At 38.4% G+C, this 24,895-nt stretch carries 17 protein-coding genes; 1 reads left to right on the forward strand and 16 read right to left on the reverse strand.

Going from position 1 to position 24,895, the window contains the following annotated elements:
• Positions 1-106: 106 nt before the first annotated feature.
• The 16 genes from F0365_RS02470 to porU all read right to left on the reverse strand — a co-directional run bounded on the left by F0365_RS02470 (position 107) and on the right by porU (position 22,948).
• Positions 107-535, reverse strand: coding sequence for a hypothetical protein (locus F0365_RS02470; RefSeq protein ID WP_169932198.1), 429 nt, complete (start codon positions 533-535; stop codon positions 107-109).
• A gap of 352 nt (positions 536-887) precedes the next feature.
• Positions 888-1,244, reverse strand: coding sequence for a hypothetical protein (locus F0365_RS02475; RefSeq protein WP_169932199.1), 357 nt, complete (start codon positions 1,242-1,244; stop codon positions 888-890).
• 360 nt (positions 1,245-1,604) lie between these two features.
• Complete coding sequence (locus F0365_RS02480) at positions 1,605-2,180, reverse strand: PepSY-associated TM helix domain-containing protein (protein ID WP_169932200.1); 576 nt, start codon at positions 2,178-2,180, stop codon at positions 1,605-1,607.
• Between the two features lie 106 nt (positions 2,181-2,286).
• Positions 2,287-2,694 (reverse strand): hypothetical protein, encoded by a 408-nt coding sequence (locus tag F0365_RS02485; RefSeq protein WP_169932201.1) that lies wholly within the window; start codon positions 2,692-2,694, stop codon positions 2,287-2,289.
• 52 nt (positions 2,695-2,746) lie between these two features.
• Positions 2,747-5,884, reverse strand: a complete 3,138-nt coding sequence (locus tag F0365_RS02490; RefSeq protein ID WP_169932202.1) for a WD40/YVTN/BNR-like repeat-containing protein — start codon at positions 5,882-5,884, stop codon at positions 2,747-2,749.
• An 893-nt stretch (positions 5,885-6,777) separates the two neighbouring features.
• Positions 6,778-8,235: an alpha/beta hydrolase-fold protein gene (locus F0365_RS02495; protein WP_240961837.1), complete on the reverse strand. Its 1,458-nt coding sequence runs from the start codon at positions 8,233-8,235 to the stop codon at positions 6,778-6,780.
• 238 nt (positions 8,236-8,473) lie between these two features.
• A complete protein-coding gene (locus tag F0365_RS02500; RefSeq protein WP_169932204.1) occupies positions 8,474-9,838 on the reverse strand; it encodes a T9SS type A sorting domain-containing protein in 1,365 nt (454 codons plus the stop codon).
• A 540-nt stretch (positions 9,839-10,378) separates the two neighbouring features.
• A complete protein-coding gene (locus F0365_RS02505) occupies positions 10,379-11,992 on the reverse strand; it encodes a M28 family metallopeptidase (protein ID WP_169932205.1) in 1,614 nt (537 codons plus the stop codon).
• Positions 11,993-12,255: 263 nt separating this feature from the next.
• On the reverse strand, positions 12,256-12,414 hold the full coding sequence (locus F0365_RS02510) for a hypothetical protein (protein WP_169932206.1): 159 nt from the start codon (positions 12,412-12,414) through the stop codon (positions 12,256-12,258).
• Between the two features lie 227 nt (positions 12,415-12,641).
• Positions 12,642-13,325: an SDR family NAD(P)-dependent oxidoreductase gene (locus F0365_RS02515; protein ID WP_169932207.1), complete on the reverse strand. Its 684-nt coding sequence runs from the start codon at positions 13,323-13,325 to the stop codon at positions 12,642-12,644.
• Positions 13,318-14,319 carry a M20/M25/M40 family metallo-hydrolase gene (locus F0365_RS02520; RefSeq protein WP_169932208.1) on the reverse strand — a complete coding sequence of 334 codons (1,002 nt, stop codon included), beginning with the start codon at positions 14,317-14,319 and terminating at the stop codon, positions 13,318-13,320. Before F0365_RS02520 ends, F0365_RS02515 begins: the two co-directional genes overlap by 8 nt.
• 276 nt (positions 14,320-14,595) lie before the next feature.
• The gene (locus tag F0365_RS02525; protein ID WP_169932209.1) at positions 14,596-16,233 is read right to left on the reverse strand and encodes a pyruvate dehydrogenase complex dihydrolipoamide acetyltransferase; all 1,638 of its coding nucleotides are present in this window, start codon (positions 16,231-16,233) and stop codon (positions 14,596-14,598) included.
• Between the two features lie 3 nt (positions 16,234-16,236).
• Positions 16,237-17,235: a pyruvate dehydrogenase (acetyl-transferring) E1 component subunit alpha gene (pdhA, locus tag F0365_RS02530; RefSeq protein WP_169932210.1), complete on the reverse strand. Its 999-nt coding sequence runs from the start codon at positions 17,233-17,235 to the stop codon at positions 16,237-16,239.
• A gap of 153 nt (positions 17,236-17,388) precedes the next feature.
• Positions 17,389-17,871, reverse strand: a complete 483-nt coding sequence (gene cdd / locus F0365_RS02535; protein ID WP_169934730.1) for a cytidine deaminase — start codon at positions 17,869-17,871, stop codon at positions 17,389-17,391.
• Between the two features lie 3 nt (positions 17,872-17,874).
• Positions 17,875-19,050, reverse strand: coding sequence for a type IX secretion system outer membrane channel protein PorV (gene porV / locus F0365_RS02540; protein ID WP_169932211.1), 1,176 nt, complete (start codon positions 19,048-19,050; stop codon positions 17,875-17,877).
• 43 nt (positions 19,051-19,093) lie between these two features.
• Positions 19,094-22,948, reverse strand: coding sequence for a type IX secretion system sortase PorU (gene porU / locus F0365_RS02545; RefSeq protein WP_169932212.1), 3,855 nt, complete (start codon positions 22,946-22,948; stop codon positions 19,094-19,096).
• A 197-nt stretch (positions 22,949-23,145) separates the two neighbouring features.
• Here porU and gldJ point away from each other — a divergent pair, with 197 nt between their 5' ends.
• Complete coding sequence (gldJ, locus tag F0365_RS02550) at positions 23,146-24,825, forward strand: gliding motility lipoprotein GldJ (RefSeq protein WP_169932213.1); 1,680 nt, start codon at positions 23,146-23,148, stop codon at positions 24,823-24,825.
• The last annotated feature ends 70 nt before the right edge of the window (positions 24,826-24,895 follow it).

Raw genomic sequence — 24,895 nt, forward strand, 5'->3', positions numbered from 1 at the left:
TGATAAAAGCATCTTCCAGGTGGTGGCTTGGTTGTTAACTGTAGTGTATTAAAAAAGGCTGCCTTATTAAAGACAGCCTTTGCTATAACTCAGAAGTGTGCTTTTATTAGTTTCCTGCACTTAATGAATAACTTCCGTTTCCATTAAAGGATTCCAAAGTAATAGTAACTGTCCAGTTACCAGGCGCGCCAGTGTTGGTAACACCGCCAATAGTATCTGGCTCAGTCGCTCCATTAATGCTTCTGTCAAGTACCACAGCCCCATTGGCATCGGCAACTACTATTTGAAATGTCCCAGAAGAAGTACTCGTTATATCAGCATTATAATCGGCTGTAGCTAAATTGTTCGTCCAATTAATAATTCTTGAGCCATTACCGCCATCTCCAGTAAAGTCTCCGCCTATATCGCCATCAGGCCCTTCATTGACGGTTATATTTACGGTTGGGCCATCGTCATTGGAACAAGAGGTAAATACACCAAGAAATAGCGTGATTGCTGTTGCAATTGTAAGTAGTTTAAAATTTGAGATTTTCATTTGGTTAAGAGTTTTTATAGTTCATTTAATAATAGAACAACTAGATCTCTAAATGTCCCGAACTTTTATAAAGTATTTTAGTGATTGAATGGCAACTATCAAATAATCAGCTGACTTCATTTTATATTTTTTTATCAAATTACCACAAACTGTTTTGTTCAGGGCTATTAGGCTATAATAATATGCGAGCTCTTCGAGTGGTACTCGAACCTAATTTTTTGAGTGGTACTAATTATAATATTATGGGAATTGTCCGATTAAAAATTTGGCGGACTAGCGAGTACGACGAGGACTTAAGTTTGTAAGTCAGTTGTGCTATTTTTTATCTACATCTGAAATGAGCACAGGTTTTTTATTTACTTATTTTTTCATAATCCACACTAGCTTTTGTAATTCCTTTTGGATTTGGATCCAAGTATAATTCATAACCTTTTAGAAGCTTCACTTTTTTTATTTCCCCTTTCAGAATAGAAATTTCTTTTATAATTGTTCCCTCTTGTTGAACTCTGATAGAGAATTTCCTGTTTCCAATATTCTTAACTATCGCAAAGCAATTTTCTCCCAAATAAGGATTGATTGTCGCGTCTTGACCAGCTCCTTTTCCAGTCATTATCATACTTTGAGAAGGTTCCAGCACGAATTCCGTTTGTGCTGTCATTTCAAAATACCCTAAGAATACAAAGCAGATGACTAAAATTAGTGTTTTCATAGTTTGGATTATTTAAATAATGCTCTAATCAATTGTTTTATAACAAGTTATACCGTCTCAAATATAATCTATAGATCGTTAACTTCTGAAATAAAAGTATGGGTGCCTGTTACTGCTCTTCTTTATAAGGATTTCCATACACCAGACACTTCTGTAGGTTGCCATAAAATGGAGGTCGTGGAAGCTCATAGGCTGGATCAAAAACCATTTGAAACTCAAGTTGCAATAATAGAGCGCTTACTAATTTGGATCTTCTTAGGTGACCTACACCTCTTCAGCATAAAAAACAGCAAGCTGAATGAGTAAGACAACTCTCTTTCTCTGGAACCCACCAAAAAACGGAACTAGAAAACCTATAGCTTATGTTCTTTTTCCTTTTCTCATTCGTTTAGGTCCATACCAAAGCCAAAATCCTGTAATGGTAAACATCAATAAAGAAGTACCCATTATAGAGGTATAAACCAATTTAACCTGATCGCCTGTGGTTCCCAAGTAGTAGTCGAGTATGGAACCGTCATGTACTTTTTCAATAAAGTCAGAACGTCTTTCTTCTATATGCAAAAGTTTTCCTGTGGCACCGTCCAGTTGGACGCCCCAAAAATCTTCTACAAAGATAAACTTGATCATTCCCTTATTCTTTTTGATATCAATTCTATCGAGCTCTTGGGATAAGTCTGCTGACACCGAGTCTCTAAGCACATTACAAGCAATAGTATGTAAACTATCTACCGGAAGCCAATGTTTAAAATCTGTAGAAATACCCGAATATGATTTGGCCTGAATGATTCCACCGGTATTTTTTTTCCACCCCAGTAATATGCCGGTTACAGCAATAAAGAAGAAAAAAATAAATAAAACCGCTCCTAAAGTCCTGTGTATTTTCCTGGTGACTCGTAGCAATTTAGCTTGCTTCTTTACTTTAGTATTTTTCTTCATATAGTTCTTTCTCGTTTTTTATTTCCATGTTCTTAGACCTAACTATACAAAGCTAGTTGCGCGGGAATCATAAGTTTATTTTAGGCTGCGTGCTGCGACAGGTTTCTTATTTTATTTCTTTTACTTGCCCTGAGATGACCTCATCAAACCTGCTCATTAAATCAAAATAATCTGCTTCTATAGATTCCCAAACAGTGCCGGTATACCTAAAGTTGTAGTAAAATGAATCCTGAATATCAGTTGCGTTATTACACAATACAACTTCCAGCCTGTCTCCTTTTTCCAATAGCATTTTTTGATCAAAAGCATCAGCAGAATTTAATGCACGAACTACTACTTGCGCATTTATTTCAAACTTGGGGTGAAGATGATCAGGAAAGATGGGAAGCCCCATGACTTTTAAGTTTTTATCCTTGTGATACCTATGCAACACCCAATAATGATCAAGCTCTTCTATTACTGTATTTTTATCCACACAGGTACAAAACTTTATTTTATCTGATACGTCGCACATCGCTATTTAATAGTATAGGAAACTTGTCTCCAACAAGTTTCCATAAGTTGTTCTAGTTTAATTTTAAAGCTCCAATACCATGATCCCAAAGCAATTTATTATAGGCAGGAATGCTGCTATTTATAAGCGCTTCTGATCTGTTCTTCAATAGCTCCCATTTTGCTTCCAGCACTCTAAGTCTGTCCTTTGACGCTTGGCTTACTTTGGGTAAGTCGCTGCTGTTTTGATCGATTAGAAAGATGTATTCGGCAGTGAATTTATTTGGAAAATTCTCTACATCATCATAAGCCTTGGATTTGCGCTGTACCATATCTTCATCCCAAAATTTTAACTTTTCAACTAGAGCTTCACCTTCAGATATCACCTTGCTATATGTCTGTTCTTCAGGTAAGTCCTTTAAAATTTGTGCTATCTGATCTTGCACTTCTTTTAATTTATTAACTCTCCTATGCATGACTGTAAGAGTTGCCTCTGTTTTAGTTTTGAAGTCATGAGTTTCTTGATAGTCCTCCTCAGTTACTTCATATAATGGGTTGGGCAATATATGGAAGGTCACGTTAGATAATTGATCTGCTTGCGTGATGCTAGCTGTATACTCATTTGGCATCGCCTTATGACCTTTATAAGATCCTTCTATATAAGCAGTGGGTATTCCGGGCAAACTGTTGTAACTCATATCCCATACAAAACGGTTCAGCCCAACTTTATTTGTTAGTAAAGGCTCTGCTGAAGGGCCTCCAGGATATTCTAAATAATTAGGATCTTCTTTAGAACTAATCGTTCTTACCAAATTTCCGTCCTTATCGTTAATGGTTAATTTTAATGGTTCCGCTTTCGCGAAAGCGGGTACATAATAGTAAAATACAACACCATTTGCAGGATTAACCCCTTGAGAATCATCAGTGCCATCAAAGTCATCTGAATTATTATTTAATGCACTGTTCCAATTCCCTATAATTGCATCTTCGGGTTGAAATAATGCAAAAGAGGTCTCCTCACCTTTAAACTGTCTGATCAAACTCAAGTCATCTAATATCCAAAAAGACCTACCCATCGTTGCAATAACTAAGTCGTCATGGCTAACTTTTAAATCGGTAATAGGCGTTATCGGTAAATTCAATTGAAAGGCTTGCCACTTTTTCCCTCCATTCCAAGAGATATACATCCCTAGTTCTGTTCCTGCAAAAAGCAAATCTTTTTGCTTTGTATCTTCTCTAACGACTCTAGTGTAAGCGCCTGTTGGAATACCAGAGCTGATATTGGTCCATGATTTACCGTAATTTGTAGTTTTATAAATGCCAGGGGTATAATCATTGAATTTGAATCTAGTGGTCGCAATATAAGCTGTTGCTTTATCATGTGGAGAGACTTCAATAGAATTGATCAAGGTCTCAGGAAGATTTTTAGGAGTGACATTAACCCAAGTCGTACCACCATCCTTGGTCAACTGTACAACTCCATCGTCAGTCGCGGTCCAGATAACCCCTTTTTCATAGGGTGATTCCACCACATAAGCTAGGGTACCGTAATTCTCTGCTCCTACCGCCTCATTAGTGTAAGGCCCGCCTCCTTTGCCTTGTTTGTCTTTTTCATTGTTCGATAAATCGGGAGAAACTTCTTCCCAATTCACACCCTTGTCTCTGGTGCGCAATAATAGTTGTGCACCGTGATAATAGGTGTCTTTTTCATGTTGTGACCAGATAATTGGAGCATTCCAATTGTATCTGTACTTCATGTCTTTGGAATCTCTTCCTAAATATTGGATAGGAGCAGCCATGACCTGCGTACTGGCTTTTGCTTTGGTATCTAGTATTTCAATAGTACCTAAATAACTACCCCCCATTACATACCTCGGATCATCAGGATCGAAAGCCAAAAAGGCGCTTTCTCCACCTGCAGAAGCCGACCAATTCTGTTCATCTATACCGCCGCTACCCAGAGCGAGACTGCTAATTTTTACGGAAGAATTATCTTGTTGCCCACCATAAATATTATAAGGAAACAGGTTATCTGTATTCACTCTATAAAACTGCGCTGTTGGCATTCTGTTTTGTCGAGACCATGATTGCCCTGAATTATAAGATACTGCAGCGCCGCCGTCATTAGCAATGATCATATTTTTAGTGTTGTCTGGGTTGATCCAAAGATCATGATGATCTCCATGGGTTCCTGTTATGGTTGTCCACGTGTGACCCCCATCGATGGAGTGTTGTGCGCTGGCATTGAGCACATATATTTTTTCTTCATCATTAGGATCGATAAACAATTCGATATAATACCAAGCTCTTTGAATAAGACTGTGGTCAGAAGATACTTTAGACCAATTTGCTCCTGCCGTATTAGAAACGAATAATCCACCCAACTCTTTATCAGAATCACTCTCCACTAAAGCATAGACTTTGTCTGAATTGGAGCGACTCACTGCTATCGCCATTTTACCTTTCTCTTCAGGTAAGCCTTTGTGAATTTTATTCCAAGATGCTCCTCCATCGGTAGTTTTGTAAAGCCCACTTCCGGCACCTCCACTGATAACTTTCCAAGGCTTACGCTGATGTTCCCACATCGCCGCGTACATAACCAAAGGATTGTTATAGTCCATGGACAACTCAGCCGCTCCGGTTAAATCATTTACATAGAGCACTTTTTTCCAGCTGGTACCACCATCTACCGACTTAAAAACACCTCGGTCTTCATTGGGGCCATATAATGCTCCCTGAGCCGCTACGAAAAGAATATCTGGATTTTTAGGATGTATTATTATTCTGGATATGTGTTGAGTCGCTTTTAGCCCTACATAATTCCATGTCTTACCTGCATCAGTAGATTTGTACACACCATCTCCATAAGATGTCATTACGGCTCTAGGCGCATGCTCTCCCATTCCTACATATACAATGTTGGGATCACTTTCTGAAACTGCTATTGCTCCAACAGAACTGGTTTTAAAGTACCCATCCGAAATGTTTTGCCAGAGTTGACCACCATCTTCCGTTTTCCAAAGCCCTCCACCGGTATTTCCCATATAGTAAGTCATAGGATCTCCTACTACACCAGATGCAGCAACAGACCTTCCTCCTCTAAAAGGGCCTATATTTCTGTATTTTACCGATTTAAAAATAGAATCTGCAGTCTGTGCAAAGGATGCTGAAACAATAAAAAGTACGAGTAAAAAAAGCTTGGTTTTTTTCATGGTATGGACTTTAGGTCTGGTGCATTTGCAGTTCATCAAAAGAAGAATCAAACTTAAGAAAAACTATCTAGCCATTATTCAAGTCAAATCATAATGTTTACTGACAGTTTTACCCCTAAAAAGCGGTGCAAAAAAGGCGTAAGGCCTTCTGCTAAGTATAGGTTTTGTAGGTCAGGGTATATGCCTTTTTAGTTCATTTGACCTTACCTAAGTAAGGTTCTAATGCCTAGTGCAGCTATGTGAATCACACTCCTTGTTTGGTGCTGTATGCTTCTATCCTATTCCAAATCAAGTTCCCATTCACTACCTAGAAGACTTCCTGCAATTAACAGCTTGATTTATAAAACCAAACAGCTATGGTAAATCTTTGTTTGGTATCCTCAGTATAAAAAGGTTTCGCTCCATTTTTTGTGTTTGAACTTTCAAAAAGTTGCTTTGCCACTTTGTAATATCGTTATTATCTTTTGCTGTAAAAATCATTTCATAAACTTCTGCCTAACTTGTGCCGATATAGAATCCAGCAGATTGAAACTGCTCATCATTCAAATTTGAATGAGTAAATATCCCTAAGAGATTCATGGTTTTTTTGATCCTCACAGTTAGAGCATTTATCTAAAATTTGCTCTTCTGTGCAACCTAGATAGACGTTCATCTTCTTTATAACTTTAGTGAGGTATTGTTTTTGCCGCTTTAGATTTTAAGTTTGAATAGATGTAACGTTTAAGACAAGAACTAAAACAAGTAGGCTTTTTAGTGTTTTCATAATTAAAGAATTATAGCATTAAAAAGTATATTTCCAAGTAAACCCGTTTAATAAATCCTTGATATTACTTCATTAATCGTATTAGCATTTATAGGATATACAGGAAGTGCAACTGCTTGGCAAGGCGGCATTAATAGCGTTTGGGTTTTGTTATCATTTGTTTTTGAATTGCTTCTAAATAAGTTCTGATGGAAAAGCTATCACAATGTCCGCTGGTGGGTGAGAATAAAATTTCTGCATCAGATTTAGGATTGGTAGTGGACATCAAGTAACTGTCAAAATCCCGCATAGCATTATTCAAATAATAATTATCCATGTCTCCCATCCAAATGTGTATTTTACCTTGAATTTTAGGCCCTAATTCCGACCAATTTTCTTCTGTATATTTTAGCAAATCATAATTCTTCCAATGTTCTGCAACTACTGGGTCTATTGCTCCAGTAATAGGATCAAATATTGGCATTGGAAAGCCTTTCTTATCCCTTGGACTATATACGGCATTCCATCCTCCCCATTGATTTCGAGACGTGATATAAGAATTGGTATACCCTTCTACATTCTCCGTACAAACTTCTTTTTTAATGGTAAACTCAGGTTCTCCCATTGTATTTCTCTTACTAGGACGTTCTATTGAATTGTCGTTATAGAAGGCATTTTTGTCTTTATAGATATTGATGAGTTGCATTTTATAAAATGATACCGGATCAGCGCTGTAAGAAAAACAACCGCCAAAATGGTCAGGATAATACAACTGTAATGCTAAAGAAACCCAACCTCCCGTCGAACAACCAGCAGTATAACGAGACTCTGGAGTACCTTCTGTTCTGAATTTTTTTTCAATTTCAGGAATAATTTCTTCAATCAACGCGGTCCCGTAGGGTCCATTGTTTTCGGAATCCAGCTGGTAAGAATCGCCATACTGACCGTAACCATCCAGAAAGACTGTAATGATTTGCGGTGCCTCCTTTGATGTCCACCAGGTTTGCATTGTTGAATTTTGTACTATTTGATTTACTCGGGTATACCTACTACCGTAACCTCCAATACTATAACAAACAGGATATTTCTTTGTAGGGTTATCTGCATACCCCGATGGAAGAAGTACAGCAGCATGAATACTAATGGATTTACCCCACCATTTAGAAAGCACACTGCTTTCAAGCGAAAATTTCTTTATAAGATCATGTTCCACAAGGGTAGATTTAGATACCCCTTCAGAAAAGGCAACGGAAACTTCTTGAGGTTTTTCGTTAGTTAGTTTTAATACTTGAGTGACCATACTGTATGGATCTTCTGCACGCTGCTCTATTTTAGACTCATCCCAGATCACTTGAAGGTAATAATCCTGATATGGAATGTTATTCAATGTCCAGTTTGCAGTGGAGGTCCAGTTAGTATTTGCATCTATTTCTAATAGTTCATCTTTTTTCCAATTTTTCACCTGGAGCCCAAAAACCCATGTGCTATCTTGATTGGCCGATAAACGTACTGGCTGAATGTCATTTTTCAATGTGAGATAAACCATTAATTTTCCCGTGCCCCCAAATGCTTCTTGCATTTCTGGTGTGATGGAAAACTTAAAAGACATGTCTCTTTGATGTTGTCCAAAAGACAAAAATGAGAAGAAAAAAATTAGTAGAAAAGTTAGTGCTTTAGTCATATCTGTATAAATTAATAATAAAGTGATTGTATAAGATTAGTACTCTTTCCTAAAAGCTAGCAGGCCATTGACCAACAATGACATTTAACAAATACGCACCTATTACTCTAAGGATCTATTAACAAGCTAGAACTAACATTCAATTTATATGTTGATGGCAAACGTTTTACTGTTTTAAAATTTTATAAGTGTTTATTTGTGTTCCATTTTTAATACAAAAAACATACATTCCACTCGTTAGGAAACTTAAATCTATGGTTTTACGATTGGTAAACTCTTCAACTTTTAGGAGTTGCCCGGTTGAGCTATAAATAGTCAAGATAGATTCCGTTTCCAACCCGTTATCTAATCTAATGTCCACTTTGTCTTTAGTAGGGTTAGGATAAATAGTAATGCTATCTCCCAACAGGTAGGGATCGGTTGAAAGCAGGCTATTATCTAAACGTGCAATTCGATTGATAGAATTGCCATTGTAGGTAGTGAAATTGCCTCCAATTAGAATTTTTCCGTCTTGCTGCACATATGTTTCATGTACAAAATCATTTGGCCCTAAACCAATATTAAAAGAGGTGTCTATTGTACCGTCGTGGTTAATTTTGGCAATATAATTACTGGTAACTTGGTCGTAGATACTGAAACTACCATTTATAATGTATTTGCCGTCATCAAGTATAGCAATATCAAAAATGGTATAAATACTTCCGTTCTGCGGTATATTGTACGAATCAAAAGTGGGATCTAATGTGCCGTCATTGTTCAACCGGGCGACGTTATACCTAATAATATTACTATAATCATCAAAAGGGCCAGAAATCATTATTTTACCGTCTTGTTGCGTTTTGATGTCGTAAATATAATGTTCCTCATCTCCGTTAAAACTCGTGTCGAGTGTGCCATTTTGAAGGTACCTTCTGAAGATTCGGTATTGATTACTGGTTTCATCATTCTGCCCAGCAATAAGTATTTTCCCGTCGGGCTGCACATCCATAGCCCGAATCCCAGTGACCGGAGGCAAATTTAAATTAAAGGAAGTATCTAAACTACCATTAGGATTCAATCGCGCAACAGCCTCCCTTGGAATGTTACCAATTTGATTGAATATCCCAGCGATAATAATTTTTCCATTGTTGAGGACTACTACCTTATTGATCCAACCATTTATAGTAGCTCCTGGGAAATTAAATGTGGCATCCAAGCTCCCGTTTTCATTGAGCCGTTTAATATAGGACGGAGAACGGCCTACCACCACAATTTTATTATCATTTTGCACAAAGATGTCATTGACAATAGGAAAATTTATCACAGCGCCAAAACTAGTGTCGGTAGTTCCATCTACATTCAGTCTCTTAATATTATTATTATTGCTTCCAAACGAACCTCCTATAAGAATTTTATTGTCATTCTGTTCCGCAATTGAGATGACAGAATTATTGAGATTGACGTATGGATTGAAAGAATAATCTAATTGCCCATCTTGACATAGCACAGAAGTACTAACTAATGATAAAAAGAATCCCAAAATATTTTTCATGACTTTTTTGCTTTTCTCAATTGATTACCAACGACACTTTAATGATCTAAAAATAACCATTAATTTTACATATCTTAAGTTTGACTTCATTTAAACTTAGGACAATAGCGCAAATCAAGCTTGCTTTAAAAGACCAATTCTAGACTTTGATAACAAGGAAACCCGCTCTTTCTTTTACTATTAAATATGTAGTTCTCTCTATAAGTACAGGGTCGGTGCGTCTATAGATTTTGTTTTCAAAATCGGTACGGAGCTTCTTATAGGATGCTAATGATGAAAGTAGTTGACTCTTTTCTAGATCAATCTTAGAAATAAGTTTAAAGAAACTTTTAATGTTTCTAGTAGTAACATCAGGTCACGATCCCCATAACATAAGGATTGTGGTGTTCTCGCTTTCGCGAAAGCGATATCTCAACAAAGTCTGCAGCATCTTAAAATTATGTAAAATTCTGTGATCTTCCTTGGAATACCAAGGCAATTTTGAATTCAAGAAGTCCTAGGAAATGGAGGAGAAATAAAATCAGAATTATCAAATCACAGCTAATTCCTTGCTGCTTTGAACTCACTTCCCTCATACCATTTTGGAAAATAATCTTCATTTCCTAATTTCAATCCAACTTGATATAACAATTGCAAGTCCAATTGAATACCACTTAGGTCTGTGGTTTCGGGAGTATACTCGTCTGATGGTTGGTGGTATTTATTTAAGTTGTAGTCCTCATTGAGTATTTTTATCTCTTCAATACTTTTGTCAAAGCCTTCATAAGTACCGCTAGCATACAAAGCAGGTATTCCAATTTTAGCAAAATTAAAATGGTCTGACCTGAAGAAATATCCTTTTTCTGCTTCTGGATCAGGAATAATGTACCTGCCTTGATCTTTAGCTGCTGCTTTGGCATATTCATCCATTTCGGACTGACCATAACCGGTAATGGTTAAATCTTTCATTTTGCCAGGGCTATAAAAAGCGTCCATATTAATATTGGCTACTGTTTTTGTCGGTTCAAAAATAGGGTATGAGGCATAATAGGAGGAGCCTAATAGACCTTGCTCTTCACCTGTAAGTGCTATAAATACGATAGAGCGTTTTGTAGGGTCACTTTTTTGGAATGCTTCTGCAATGGCTAGTAGTCCAGCAGTTCCAGAAGCGTTGTCTACCGCTCCGTTATAGATAGAATCACCATCTACAGCTTTACCAATCCCTAAATGATCCCAGTGTGCCGAGTAGATGATGAATTCATCTTTCTGATCCGTACCCGGTATCATGGCCACTACATTTTTAGAAATATCTTTTTTAATGTTATTCTGAATACCAACCGAAACACTTAAGTCTAACGGAATAGGTGAAAAACTTTTACTGTGCGCCATAGCTTTATAATCCTGTCCCTTCATGACTGATATATCGAACATTTTTTGGGCACTCTCTCCACTTATCCAAGATTCTACATCTAAAAGTGGTAAATCACTTTCGATAACCAATTTTGCACCACTCCAACTCGACTCAATCACGTTCCAGCCATAAGAAGCTGGCTCCGTATCATGAATGATGATTACTCCAGCTGCTCCTTGGCGTGCTGCTTCTTCATATTTATATGTCCAACGACCGTAATAAGTCATTGCGTTTCCTTTGAACAAGGTGGAGTCTCCTGATTTAAAACCCGGATCATTGATCAATACAACAGCCGTTTTTCCTTCCCAGTCCACTCCTTCATAATCGTTCCATCCATATTCAGGAGCAACAATCCCATAACCGGCAAACACAAGTTCGGAGTTTTTAAGACTCACTTCAGGCACTGTTTTATTAGTGGTAGCAACAAAATCTTTTAAATAGGATAAATCAAAACGTTCCTTTTGGCCGGTAATCGTCATGGTTTCAGAGGGTGTTCCTGTGATCTCTACCAAGGGCACATCTTGAAAATAGCTATCCCCATTTCCTGGTAAAAGGCCTAATTTTTCAAACTCCTCTTTTAAATAATTCACTGTTTTGACTTCGCCAGCCGTAAATGGCTTTCTTCCTGAAAACTCATCTGATGCGAGCCGTTCTATATGTTGTTTGATCGTTGTTTGATCTACTGCAACTGCATTGGTATTCTTATCTTTTTCACAGCTGCTGAAAAGCGCTGCTATTAGTAAGATTGCTAAATAATTTTTCATCGATTGTAATTTAAATTGAACCTAAAGTGAAATAACCACATCTACCTCATTTACAAAAGATAGCGTGTAAAAAGATACTACATTTAAATGTAACACAGGGCTGATTTTTTATTCAACTATGGAGCTCTCCAAACCAAGTTTATGCAGGTTTAGTTTACAAAAAGACTTTCTAATAGAACACAAGCCTCTAGATCTGTCATTTATTTGGCCTGTTTTACTCTTCCGTAGTTCTTAAAGGAATAGCTCCTCTAAAAGTAGGATCTCTATTTACTTTTAGACAGCAGGTATTTCATCCCTATAAAGAAAAATAAAAGTATAGGAATCGCAAAAACAAAGTACATACCAAAATTTTTCACCCCAAGATAAGCGAGTAAAAACACAACGGGAACTCCAATAATGGCCAACAATTTGTTTTTGTTCATTGATCTAAGTTTTAAAATCTTGTAGATTGCCCATCCTTTTTTATCACTTCATTCAAATTCTTTGCTTGTGGGGAAAACATGCTGAGGAGCAATGGCTTAAAATGGAACTTTTATAGCAGCTACTTAACCTATTGATGCCTTAATAAGTCTATGACCTATGACCTCCCGTCAAAGTAAACGAATCAACAATATTTATTCAAATATAGCCAATTTACAATCATTCATCCCTAAGGAGTACTCGCACTCACCTGAAGCGTTTTCCCGTTATAGAATTTATGGCCCGTCAGTGCAAAATCCATTATGTAACTCGCCATTTCGGTTGCCGTTAAGGGAGCTTTATAGCCTGGAAATGCTTCTTCTAACATCTCGGTTTGTACCGCTCCTAGAGCAAGCGTGTTGAAGGATGGCCCGTTTTCTTTGTACTCTTCAGCTAGGAGTTCAAATAAGGTGATGACAGCTGCTTTGGCACTGGAATAAGCAGCAAGCCCAGGAAATTTAGCACTTCCTTGAATACCTCCCATAGAACTGATAGCTACCACATGAGTATGCTTATTCATAGCCGGCATTAAAGCTTGGGTCAAAGATGCTACTCCGAAAACATTTACCGCATAACATTGCTGAAAATCTGCTGGAGTGAGTTCTTCAAAAGGCTTGTTCACTAACATTCCTGCGTTGTGAATCAAAATATCAATGCGATCCCATTTATCTAGTATATTCTTAGCGGCTTCATCTATACTGGACTGCTCACTCAAGTCGGTGGAAATCGCGTGTATCGAATTCTTTTCTAGGGCTTGGATGGAATCTATCTTTCGCGAAAGCGCTACCACCTCATGTCCGGCATTTGCTAATAACTGAGCGAGTTCAAATCCGATCCCGCGACTGGTTCCTGTAATGACTATTCTTTTACTCATTGGTACTAGGTGTTAATTTCAATTGTTCTGCGTTCACAACTTTAAAGATTCCCGGCATCACCGCATCAACTAATTGCGCCATATGAATCGTATTTACTTGAGAAATATCATCTCCTACTTGATGGTAGTGATCAAAATTGGTAAAGTCAAAGGTGCTAAAGGTTTGTGATGGTACCTTAAATTCTTGAAAAAACGCATAGTTATCTGATCTCATAAACAAGTTTAATTGTGCTGCCTGATCTAACTTTCCAGTCACTACACGGTCTTTATTTGCCTCGTTAAAAACAGCCGCCATATCAGAAGTATCATGACCAGTAAGATATGCGATATACGGTCGGTTTACCATAGGCGTACCCGTCATTTCAAAATTGAGCATGGCCACTACATTCACTCCTTCTTTTTTCATACGCTGCGCCAAATGTTTGGAACCTAATAAGCCTTTTTCTTCTGCAGAGAAAAGTGCAAAAACAACCGTTCTTCTATTGAAATCTAACTTTCTAAAATTTGCTGCAATAGCGAGTACTGTTGCTGTTCCTGTGGCATTATCATTAGCACCGTTTGCAATACTGTCGCCTGCAACAGCCTGTATCATCCCTATATGATCATAATGTGCTCCTATAACTATTACCTCATCCATTAAACTCTTATCAGTCCCAGGAATCATAGCGACTACATTAAAGGCTTCTTGTCCTTTAACTTCAAAATGATCCATATACGACCCTCGGTAAGGTAAAATACCTATCTGAGAAAAACGCTCCGAAAGATAAACAGCTGCTTGTTCTATTCCTTCAGATCCTGTATCACGACCTTTTAATTCATCACTGGCTAAATATTCTACATCTAACGCGATTTGAACCGCACTGGCTTTAGGCATCTTAATTTCTGTGAGTTGGCTCATATTATCAAGGGCCTGACTCATCTTGTCGATTCCCTTGGAAGAACTACAAGCACTTAGAATTGCTGCAATGGATAGAAGTAATAGTGTTTTTTTCATGATGGTTGTTTAAGTGAAGTAAAGATAATATATAGACTTTATTTAAAGGAAGTAATTAGATGTGGTTTTGAATGAAACTACTTTACTTATCCCAACGGCCAAAAGCAGTCCTTTAGCACCGTGAAAGTTGAAATTTTTCGGCAAGCAATCTTAATAGGCTAAGAATTTCCTGAACTCTTTATAGCCGGAACTGCCTTCCTAAAGTACTTCGAGAATGGAAATAAAAAAAGCCAAATCTCTCGATTTGGCTTTTGTTTAAAACTATAAATTAAAATGTTATACGTACATCACAATAGGGTTTTCAATATAAGACTTAAAAGTTTGTAAAAAAGCAGCTCCTGTTGCTCCATCTACGGTTCTGTGATCACAAGCAAGTGTGATTCTCATCACGTTACCCACAACGATCTGTCCCTCTTTTACTACTGGCTTTTGTACAATCGCCCCTACAGACATTATGGCGCTATTAGGCTGATTGATGATAGAAGTAAACTCTGTTATACCGAACATTCCTAAATTAGAAATGGTGAACGTGCTTCCTTCCATTTCTTTAGGTTGTAATTTCTTGTTACGTGCTTTACCAGCAAGTTCTTTTACTTTAGCGCCTATTTGTTGCATACTCATCTGGTCTGCAAACGGCAACACGGGTACTAAAAGTCCATCCTCTACCGCTACAGCAACTCCTATATGGATATGCTTTGCAATAATCGTGTTCTTTTCTGTCCACTGTGTATTTACTCTAGGATGCACTCTCAAAGCCATTGCTGCTGCTTTGATCACCATATCATTAAAGCTGATCTTAGTATCTGGCAATTCATTAATTGCTTTTCTACTTGCGATCGCATTATCCATATCCAGATCAAGACCTAAATAATAGTGAGGTGCCGTAAATTTAGATTCTCCAAGGCGTTTTGCAATCGTCTTACGCATTTGCGAATTAGGAACTTCTTCAAAAGTTTCTGTTCCTACAGACACGAATGAACTTGCAGCAGCAGCAGCAGCAGGAGCAGCAGCTTTAGCAGTGCTAGGTGTAAAACTTTCTATATCGCTTTTTACAACACGACCATTCTCTCCAGATCCAGTTACTTGACCTAAATCAATTCCCTTTTCTTCTGCCATTTTCTTAGCTAATGGAGATACAAATATTCTTCCTCCTGTCGCATTTGAAACAGTTGGAGATGATGCTATTGGGGTCTCTTTAGCAACTTCTTCTTTCTTCTCTGCTTTGGGAGCTTCTTTTTTATCTTCTGCCTTAGCTTCTTTATTAGGAGCAGCTGATTTTTCCATGCTTATTCCAGAAATATCAGTTCCTTTAGGACCTATGATAGCAAGAAGTGAGTCCACCTTAGCAGTTTCTCCTTCTTGAATTCCTATCTTTAACAAGATACCTGAATTGAAAGATTCAAATTCCATAGTAGCTTTATCGGTCTCGATTTCTGCAAGGATATCGCCTTCTTCTACTTGATCCCCTTCTTTCTTCAACCAGGAAGCCACGGTTCCTTCTTCCATAGTATCACTTAAGCGTGGCATATTTATAATAACCACACCTTCTGGAAGTTCTGAATCGTCACTTGCTTCTTTTTTACCTTCAGAAGATGCTTCTGCCTTTTGGTCGGACTTGGTATCTTCCTCAGAGTCTGAAGATGCAGCGCCTTCTAGTAAACTAGAAATATCTTCTCCTTCTTCTCCTATGATACACAATAGTTGATCTACAGGAGCTGTTTCTCCTTCTTGAACACCTATGTGTAATAATGTACCATTTTGAAAGGATTCAAATTCCATGGTAGCTTTATCGGTTTCAATTTCGGCTAGGATATCTCCTTCTTCAACTGTATCTCCTACTTGTTTCAACCACGCTGCAACAACACCTTCTTCCATGGTGTCGCTCAATCGTGGCATGTTAATTACCTCTGCCATGAATTATAGTTTTGCTGGTAAAAATGGATAATCTTCTTGCTCATATACGGCGTCGTACATCACATTCTTTTCTGGGAATGGAGAATCTTCTGCAAACTTCTCACATTCTGCTACTCGTGCTTTAACGCGCTTAGCTGTAACTTTAAAATCTTCTTCCGTCACATTGTGGTCCTTCATCAAACGTTCTTTAATCTGAGTGATAGGATCTATTTTTTGATATTCGGCTACTTCGTCTTTTGTTCTGTATTTTTGAGCATCACTCATAGAATGACCTCTGTATCTATAGGTCTTTAATTCAAGAAATGTAGGTCCTCCACCTGAACGAGCTCTTTCAATTGCTTCATGCATCGCTTCAGCTACTTTTTCTGGATCCATAGCGTCTACTGGTCCACAAGGCATTTCATAACCTAATCCTAGCTTCCATATATCGGTATGGTTTGCCGCACGAGCTACACTAGTACCCATGGCATACCCATTGTTCTCCACACAAAACACTACTGGAAGGTTCCAAAGCATGGCCAGGTTAAAAGCTTCATGCAACGCACCTTGACGTGCCGCTCCATCTCCAAAAAACGTAAGCGTTACTGCATCTACTCCATGGTATTTATCACCGAAAGCTATTCCAGCTCCCAGAGGAATCTGTCCCCCTACAATACCGTGACCGCCGTAAAAACGATGTTCTTTAGAGAAAATGTGCATGGATCCACCTAGACCTTTAGAAGTCCCAGTTGCTTTTCCAAAAAGCTCTGCCATTACTCGTTTAGGGTCCACGCCCATTCCTATAGGCTGTACGTGATTACGGTAAGCAGTGATCATTTTGTCTTTAGTCAGGTCCATGGCGTGCAAGGAGCCCGCAAGTATGGCCTCCTGGCCGTTGTACAGGTGCAAAAATCCGCGTACTTTTTGTTGGATATAGACTTGGGCTAATTTATCCTCAAACTTTCTCCAGAAAAGCATTTCCTCGTACCAGTTGAGTAAGACGTCTTTAGTGACTTTTTTCATGTAATTGCTTGTTAAGTAGTCCGCTTTCGCGAAAGCGGAACGTAAAGATCAAATATAAAGATCATATCCCAACTTTAGACAAAGCGATGAGCAAAAATAGACGAAAAAACACTAAGGAAAAACCTATTTTATGGTTAAAATAACACGCAAACGTTATAGATATTTCTTATCAAAAACAAGTGGCAGTAAATCGCGTAGGGAATGAGACTTCAAAACCTTACCTGCAGCGCCCATAAAATAGAGCTCGATATCATTATCTTGATTGTTCTCATACTCGGCAATAGATTGCCTACAAGCACCACATGGCGGTACTGGTTTGTGAAAAGAATCATCTTTAGGACTTGCAGTAATAGCCATCTTTAAAACAGCAACACCTGGGTATTGTGCTCCAGCTGCAAAGATTGCGACACGTTCTGCACAGAGTCCCGAAGGATAAGCAGCGTTCTCTTGATTGTTACCGGTAACGATCTCGCCATTGTCTAATAACAAAGCACAACCTACAGTAAAATTAGAATAAGGCGCATAAGCGCGATGTCGGGCTTTTATAGCCAGTTCCATTAAAGAGACGTCATTTGCAGCCAGCTCTTCTTTGTTGTCGTAGACCTCTAAAGTCGCATGTAATTCTAGCTTTTTAATGATCTAGTATTCTGTAAATTCATCACCAAAATTAAAGGTGAGACCAAATCTTAAAGTTCCTTCTAGCGGACTGTTGATACGGCTCGTAGAAAACAAATAAGAAAGATCAATATTGATTTGTGAGAATTGAAATCCCGTACCTAATGCTAAGAATTTTCGAGCTCCTTTATCGTCTGATTCATTGAAATACCCCATACGCATTGCAAAAGCATCATTATAGGTGTATTCTACTCCTAATGCCCAAGTGAATTCTCTAAGCTCTTCACTAAAACCCCCTGGGGCATCACCAAATGATTGAAACATTCCAGTGATAAAGGTAACATCATCGTCTTGACCACTAATGATTTCCCTATCAACACCATTCATGTTTTCATCATTAGATTCTCTAATAGGTGGTGTAGGAACCAGTAATTTATTCACCTCAGCGGTCACTCCTATTTTACTAAAACCGTCGTTGAGAATAAAATCAAATCCTCCACCTAAAGCCATGTTTGTAGGAATAAAGTTTTCCTGTCCTCCAGCGTCGTAAGATACTTTAGGGCCTATATTACTAATGTTAAAACCACCTCTCCAGCGACCATTAAAATTATCGTAAGCCTCTTCTTCAGACTGATAATAACCTGAAACATCCACTCCAAAACTATTTGCGGCAGTGGCATCACTGTCCACGCCTTGTATACGCAAATCAGATCTTAAAAAACGACCCGTTACCGCCATAGCAAACTGTTCACTTAATTTGAGAGAATAAGTACCGTCTAAGATAAATTCGTTAGGGTTTTCTTCTCTACCAGGATCTGCTGCGTCTTGACGCAATGTGATAGAACCCAAAGAGAAATACCTTAAACTACCTGCAAAAGCACTTTGCTCGTTGATTCTATTAGAATAAACTAATTGTGCAATGGCGATATCATCCACAAGGTTTCCTAAATAAGGAGTGTAGGCAATTCCAAATTTGTGTTGACTGTTGCTAAAGGCATACTTAGCAGGATTCCACTGTTGTGACCAGGCATCTGGACTAGTAGCAACCCCCATATCTCCCATTCCGGCAGCTCTAGGATCTCCAGCAATTCTTAAAAAAGGCAGCGCTGTGGTTATTACTCTGGTATCGTTATCCTGAGCCTTGCTCAAGCTAGGAATTACAAATGTTACTACTACAAAAAGTAAAAATATCTTCTTCATTAATAAATTTTATGGGATCGCAAATATATGTTAATCCATATTATTATAAAATAACGAGCTTTTCAATCTTGCTCGCTGACTTGTTAGTTAACGTAGATTTTACGGTAATCTTATACACATAAACTCCTTTTCCTAATCGTTGACCAAAATCATCTCTACCATCCCAAGTAATTTCTCGAGAGGTGAAACCGGTTGTCGTAAGATTCTGATTCTTACTCCATACTACCTTTCCACTTATAGTCATTACTTGTACTTGAACATCAAGCGGCTCAAAAGGTCGGTTGTGATTGAACCAAAACTCTGTGTAGGTAGTAAACGGATTGGGATAATTCAAAACCCTAGTCAGCTCCACTCCATCAGATTCTGAAACAACAAATTGAACCTCATTCATTGCGCTGTTGTTATAAGTGTCCCAAGCAGTTACTTTTAAGGTGTGTAATCCTGGCTCTATATCTCTTAAAGGGAAAAATACTTTTCCTTTAGTAAAATCATCCTCATCGGCTTCGTAATAATCGTTCAATATAAACGGATTGGTTTCATCTCCATCTAAAATCCCCGTGATGTCATGGCCTATACCACTTGAGGTATTGATACCGCTATCATCATTTAAAAACGCTAATAAAAAAGGATCGCTATCGGTGATACCGCCAGAAACAAAGTTGGTATCGTTCATAAACAAACCTACTTCTGGACCTATATCATCTGCAGGAGCATTGCGGTTAATACCTCCTATTTGCAGGTCTTGAGAAAAGCCGTTTTGATCTTCTGCAAGGTTGGTTCTTTTGGCGTAGAAGGAAACTCGTCCAGCGCCTATCGGGATTTGTGTATCTCGAGGCATGATAAAATCAAATTCAAATTGGCCATTAGTGATCGTTGCTTGGCCTCTAAACAAAGCTTCCCCCAACTGATTGAATTGCAACCTGATAACAGCCCCTGGCGGAGAGCCCGAACCAGTTTGCTCCCTGGTATTATCATTTGCCAGTGTTTCCCGACTGATGTCTTTATCAAATACGGTTACAAACAAAGTACCCTCATAATCATTGATACGTGTACCAGATAAAGTTTGCACCTCACCCCCTAAAGTCACTCGGTCCAAAGCTCTAAGCACGTCTGTATTGGTCGCAACCGGATTTCCATTTACGGAGTTCAATACCACACGAGGTTTAGGGAAAGCTAGTTTTAAAGCAGGATCACCTACAAACGCTATAACCCGACGAGTAGAATTAGACTGAAAACGAGGATCTGTTTTAGAAAGTCTCAAAGCCTCGGCCATAGAGACAGGCTCTACATTATTATAACTGAATAAATATTCATCTATAATATTATTAAATCCCGCACCTACATTTACAAAAATCAATCTGTTGGTCCCCACAGAGGCAATTGCACCACCTTGCGGATTCAAATATGTCAACTCCCCACCACTTACTCGCAATGGATTATCATAACGGGTAAATTCACAAGTAACTGTTATAAATAAAGGAAGTGTATTTGGGTTCCGCAGATTTTCTACCAAGGATTGCGTTATCACAAATTCTCTTGCTAATCCATCTTCATTTCCATGACCAAAATAATTGATCACCAAAGAACCTTGTTCAAAAGCATCTCTAATATCATTTACCGCATCAGGATATTTAGGACCACCCGCTGTACTGAATTGCTGGTAACTATCCAATAGGATTTTATTGATATTGTAATCTGGACGGTTTAAGAAAATCTCATCACCTAAGGCATTTACATTTTCTTGTAAAATACCATCAGAAGCGATGTCTACATCGTCTCCTATCAGCGTGATATTGTTCCTCCATTTATTAAAAGCAGGCTCTGCTGTATAACTAATTACCTTGTCTACCATTTCCCTAGCTTCTTGTAGATCACTCACGATCATACGACCTACGGCAATATCCATTAAATCATTTGCTACTACATTACCCTCTCCATCATCCATAAAAACAAAAAAGTCATCTGTACAAAAGGAAGTGGTTAAAGAAGTACTCTCTGCCGAAAAATAGGACGGCACAATATTATCACGCACTCTAATTCTGTCCTTATAATCATAACTCGCATCACCGAAGAGATTCAAAAATTGAATCCTATTTGCTGGCGAAGAAGCGTTGTCATAAATGTAGCGTACAAAATTTCTAATCGCACTGATATCTTGCCTTCCTTCTGAGAACTCATTATAGATTTCTTGCAAGGTTACCACTTTAGTATTGAGATTGCTTTCAGTGATGTGATAGTTGGCCAGTCGTTGTGCCTCAGATCGCAAAAATTGTGGGGTTACAATGAGGTAATCGATATCGCTAAAGTTTCCAGAACGATCATCAAAGATAGTCCCCTTTAAATTTTGATTTGCGACACGGCTGTTACTTATAGAAACTACATTGTAGTAATCAGTAGCATCAACAGCCAGATATTCTTTGGCCTCACCGGCGGTATCCACAAAAGAAAAAGCAGCACTTTGAGCCGTATTAGAAACCTTACGTACGTTATAAGGGTCTGTAATATCCCAAATCTCATTGATCTCTGAAGCATTTGAGAATTGGTATGCTACCACCCCTGCTTGAGAAGTCGCATTAGGAACAGTAAACCTAAACTGTTTCCCCACCCCAGTGAGACTTTGCGGCACTTCAAGACCTATATAATCAAGATACCCAGAAGCACCTGGGTTTCCGTTATTTTCGTAAGAAAGACTAACTGTTACAGCACTTGAATTGATATTAGCACTGTTATTAAAAAAAATAGCACGACTTGCAGCACGTATGTTTTGGCCGGCTATTCCAGAGAGATTGGAGCTTCCTATGGTTTGCCCATTCACGTTAAATGACATAGAAGTAGCATTATCTGCTACGGCACCCGTAGCGATTCTAATTCTTGCTGGTAGCGTACTGATTACATTTTCAAATTCAAATTCAAAAGACTGCTCGGGCTCAAAATCAAAACGCTCTCCATACCAGATACGACCTATGGAGGCAATATTTCTTTCATCTACCTCGTAGTGCTGTTTTGCGTAATAATAGTCATAAGTAATCGCAGCCACACCAGTAGGTTGAATAAGAGGCAAGATACGTTTCCCTGCCACACCATCTGCGGTGATGTAATAATAAGAATCGTCTGTATATGGATTGATAAAACTATCATTTTCTGATACATAATCAGAATCTGTAGCGGTACCGTAAAAGAAAATTTGGTCATTCCTATCAAAACGACCGTCAGTAGCACCGGTTACCGTTATAGCAATCTCTGGCGGGTCGTAAAACTGCTCATCACTATTGACCAATGGCAAGGATTTACCACCATGACCATATATTTTAATTCGAGCAGGGTCCATCCGACTCACATCTATTCCTAAGTTAGAAAGAAAAGAGCTGTTGATGCGGTTCACTCCTGTTTTATCTACTTTGAATCGGTACCAATCTCCAGAGGCTAATATAGAGTTGCCAAAACTCGCATTCTTGGCCCGAGCAGTAAATGGGGAAAATTCATAGGTATAATTAAACGACAGTACCTTTTTGAACTGATTTCCTTCTTTATATATGGGAGAGATATTCAGTTGAGCATAGTTACGCTTACGCGAAAGCGCATTTCTCAAAGTATATTGTAACCTATTAGGAATTAGTGAACGATCCAGCTGCCCTAATTCTGAACTGCTGATGTTTTGAGTTCTTAAATTGGTGATATTGACAGAAAATTCGTTCACTCGTTGATTGACCTGGAAACTTTTAGACCAAAGTAACTCTTCACCGTTAAAAATATTATTTTGGTTAAAAAAAGGGACCTCCAACTGCTGATTGCCTATATCAAAAGATGTAAATCCACGCCATTCAACTAACTCGCTACCACTCTGGGCAAGAGCCACACCGCTTAAAAAGAAGATTATATAAGATAAAAAATGCCTCATCGATAGTTTAACGGTCCTTACGAGTAATTAGTATGTAAATAATATTCACAAAGTTTTATGAAATCGAATAATAAACCCCTTTCGTCGACGTTTAATATGCTTGAACGACAAATGTAATGCGAATAATGTTAATTAATGCTTTCGTATTTGAGGGAAATAATTATATTGCGATTCATTTTTCAAAACAAATTCCTAAAATGAAGAAGTACTTTGCAGTAAAAGCAGTCTTTGCTCTCTTCGCCAGTGCGGCGATGCTGAGTTGTGGTGGTGGAAACGATTACACCAATACATCTCGTGGAACCGGTTGGGACGTAACGGGTAAAAACGGATTTGAATTAAACACTAACTACAAAGAGCAGGACACTGGCCCTGGTCTTGTATTTATAGAAGGTGGTACGTTCACTATGGGTCGCGTAAAAGATGACCCTATGCACGATTGGAACAATACTCCTAATCAACAGCACGTACAATCATTTTATATAGATGAAACCGAGGTGACTAACGGAATGTATTTAGAAATGTTAGAATACATCAAAGCGGTTTTTCCACCAGAAGATGAAGAATACCGTAATATTTATAACGGAGCCGTTCCTGACACACTCGTTTGGAGGAACCGTTTAGGTTATAACGAAGAGATGACGAAGAATTACTTACGTCATCCTGCTTACCAAAACTATCCTGTTGTAGGTGTTACATGGATCCAGTCTGTTGAATTTGCCAACTGGAGAACAGAACGTGTCAATGAGCTTATCCTCAACGAACAAGGTTATACAGGTAAAGATGTTTTATCTACAAGAGACGCATCAAAAACCTTTAACACAGAAACCTATTTAAACGCGCCTATCCTAGCTTACGGAGGAGATTCTACCCTAACTAAAGGAGGGAAAAGATCTGTTTCATTACAAAAAAAGAAAGAGGCAAGAGCCGCTAAAGACAGTACAGAGGTGAAAGGCCTTTACGTAACAAGAAAAGACGGTATTATTTTACCTGGCTATAGATTACCTACTGAAGCAGAGTGGGAATATGCGGCTTTAGGTTTAGGAAGCATACGTGAATACAATTCTTACCGAGGTAGAAAGAAATACCCTTGGGATGGACAGTATACCAGAAGCGGAAAACGCAAAACTAGAGGTGATCATTTAGCCAATTTTAAACAAGGTGATGGAGATTACGGTGGTATTGCCGGATGGAGTGATGACGGTGCAGATATTACTGCTCCTGTAAAATTCTATGAACCTAACGATTTTGGTGTTTATGAAATGGCTGGAAATGTATCTGAATGGGTTGCTGATGTTTATCGCCCTATGATAGATGATGAGTTCAATGACTTTAACTACTACCGCGGTAACGTTTATACGAGAAATAAAATAGGTAAAGATGGAATGATCGCTATAGTAAGTACAGATTCTATCCCTTATGACACACTAAGCAACGGTAAATTGATTGCTCGCGCTTTCCCAGGAGAGATCCAACAAGAAGCTGTAGATGCTGATGAGACCTACTTAAGGACCAATTTTGATAGAAGTGACAACCGTGATTTCCGTGATGGTGATGCACAGTCTACAAAATATTTTGCATCAGATGAAAAAGCACAAAACGATCCTAGTAACAGAATGTACAATTCTCCTAATCACACGGTCAGTATCGACTCATTAGGCAATTTAGATCGTCAGTATGACACAAACTCCAATAGAACTTCCCTTATCAACAACGAAGTAAGAGTTATCAAAGGTGGTTCCTGGAGAGACAGAGCCTACTGGTTAGATCCAGCAGCACGAAGGTCTTACCCTCAAGATATGGCAAAGGATGACTTAGGTTTCCGTTGTGCGATGTCAAGAGTTGGCTCTAAAGCTAAAAAGACAAAAACTCCTCGATAATTAAAACGAGTACTTTTATAATTATAAAGAAGCCCTTATTTTTAAGGGCTTTTTTAATACCCAAAAAATG

The organism is Nonlabens sp. Ci31 (genome assembly GCF_012974865.1).
Taxonomy (GTDB): domain Bacteria; phylum Bacteroidota; class Bacteroidia; order Flavobacteriales; family Flavobacteriaceae; genus Nonlabens.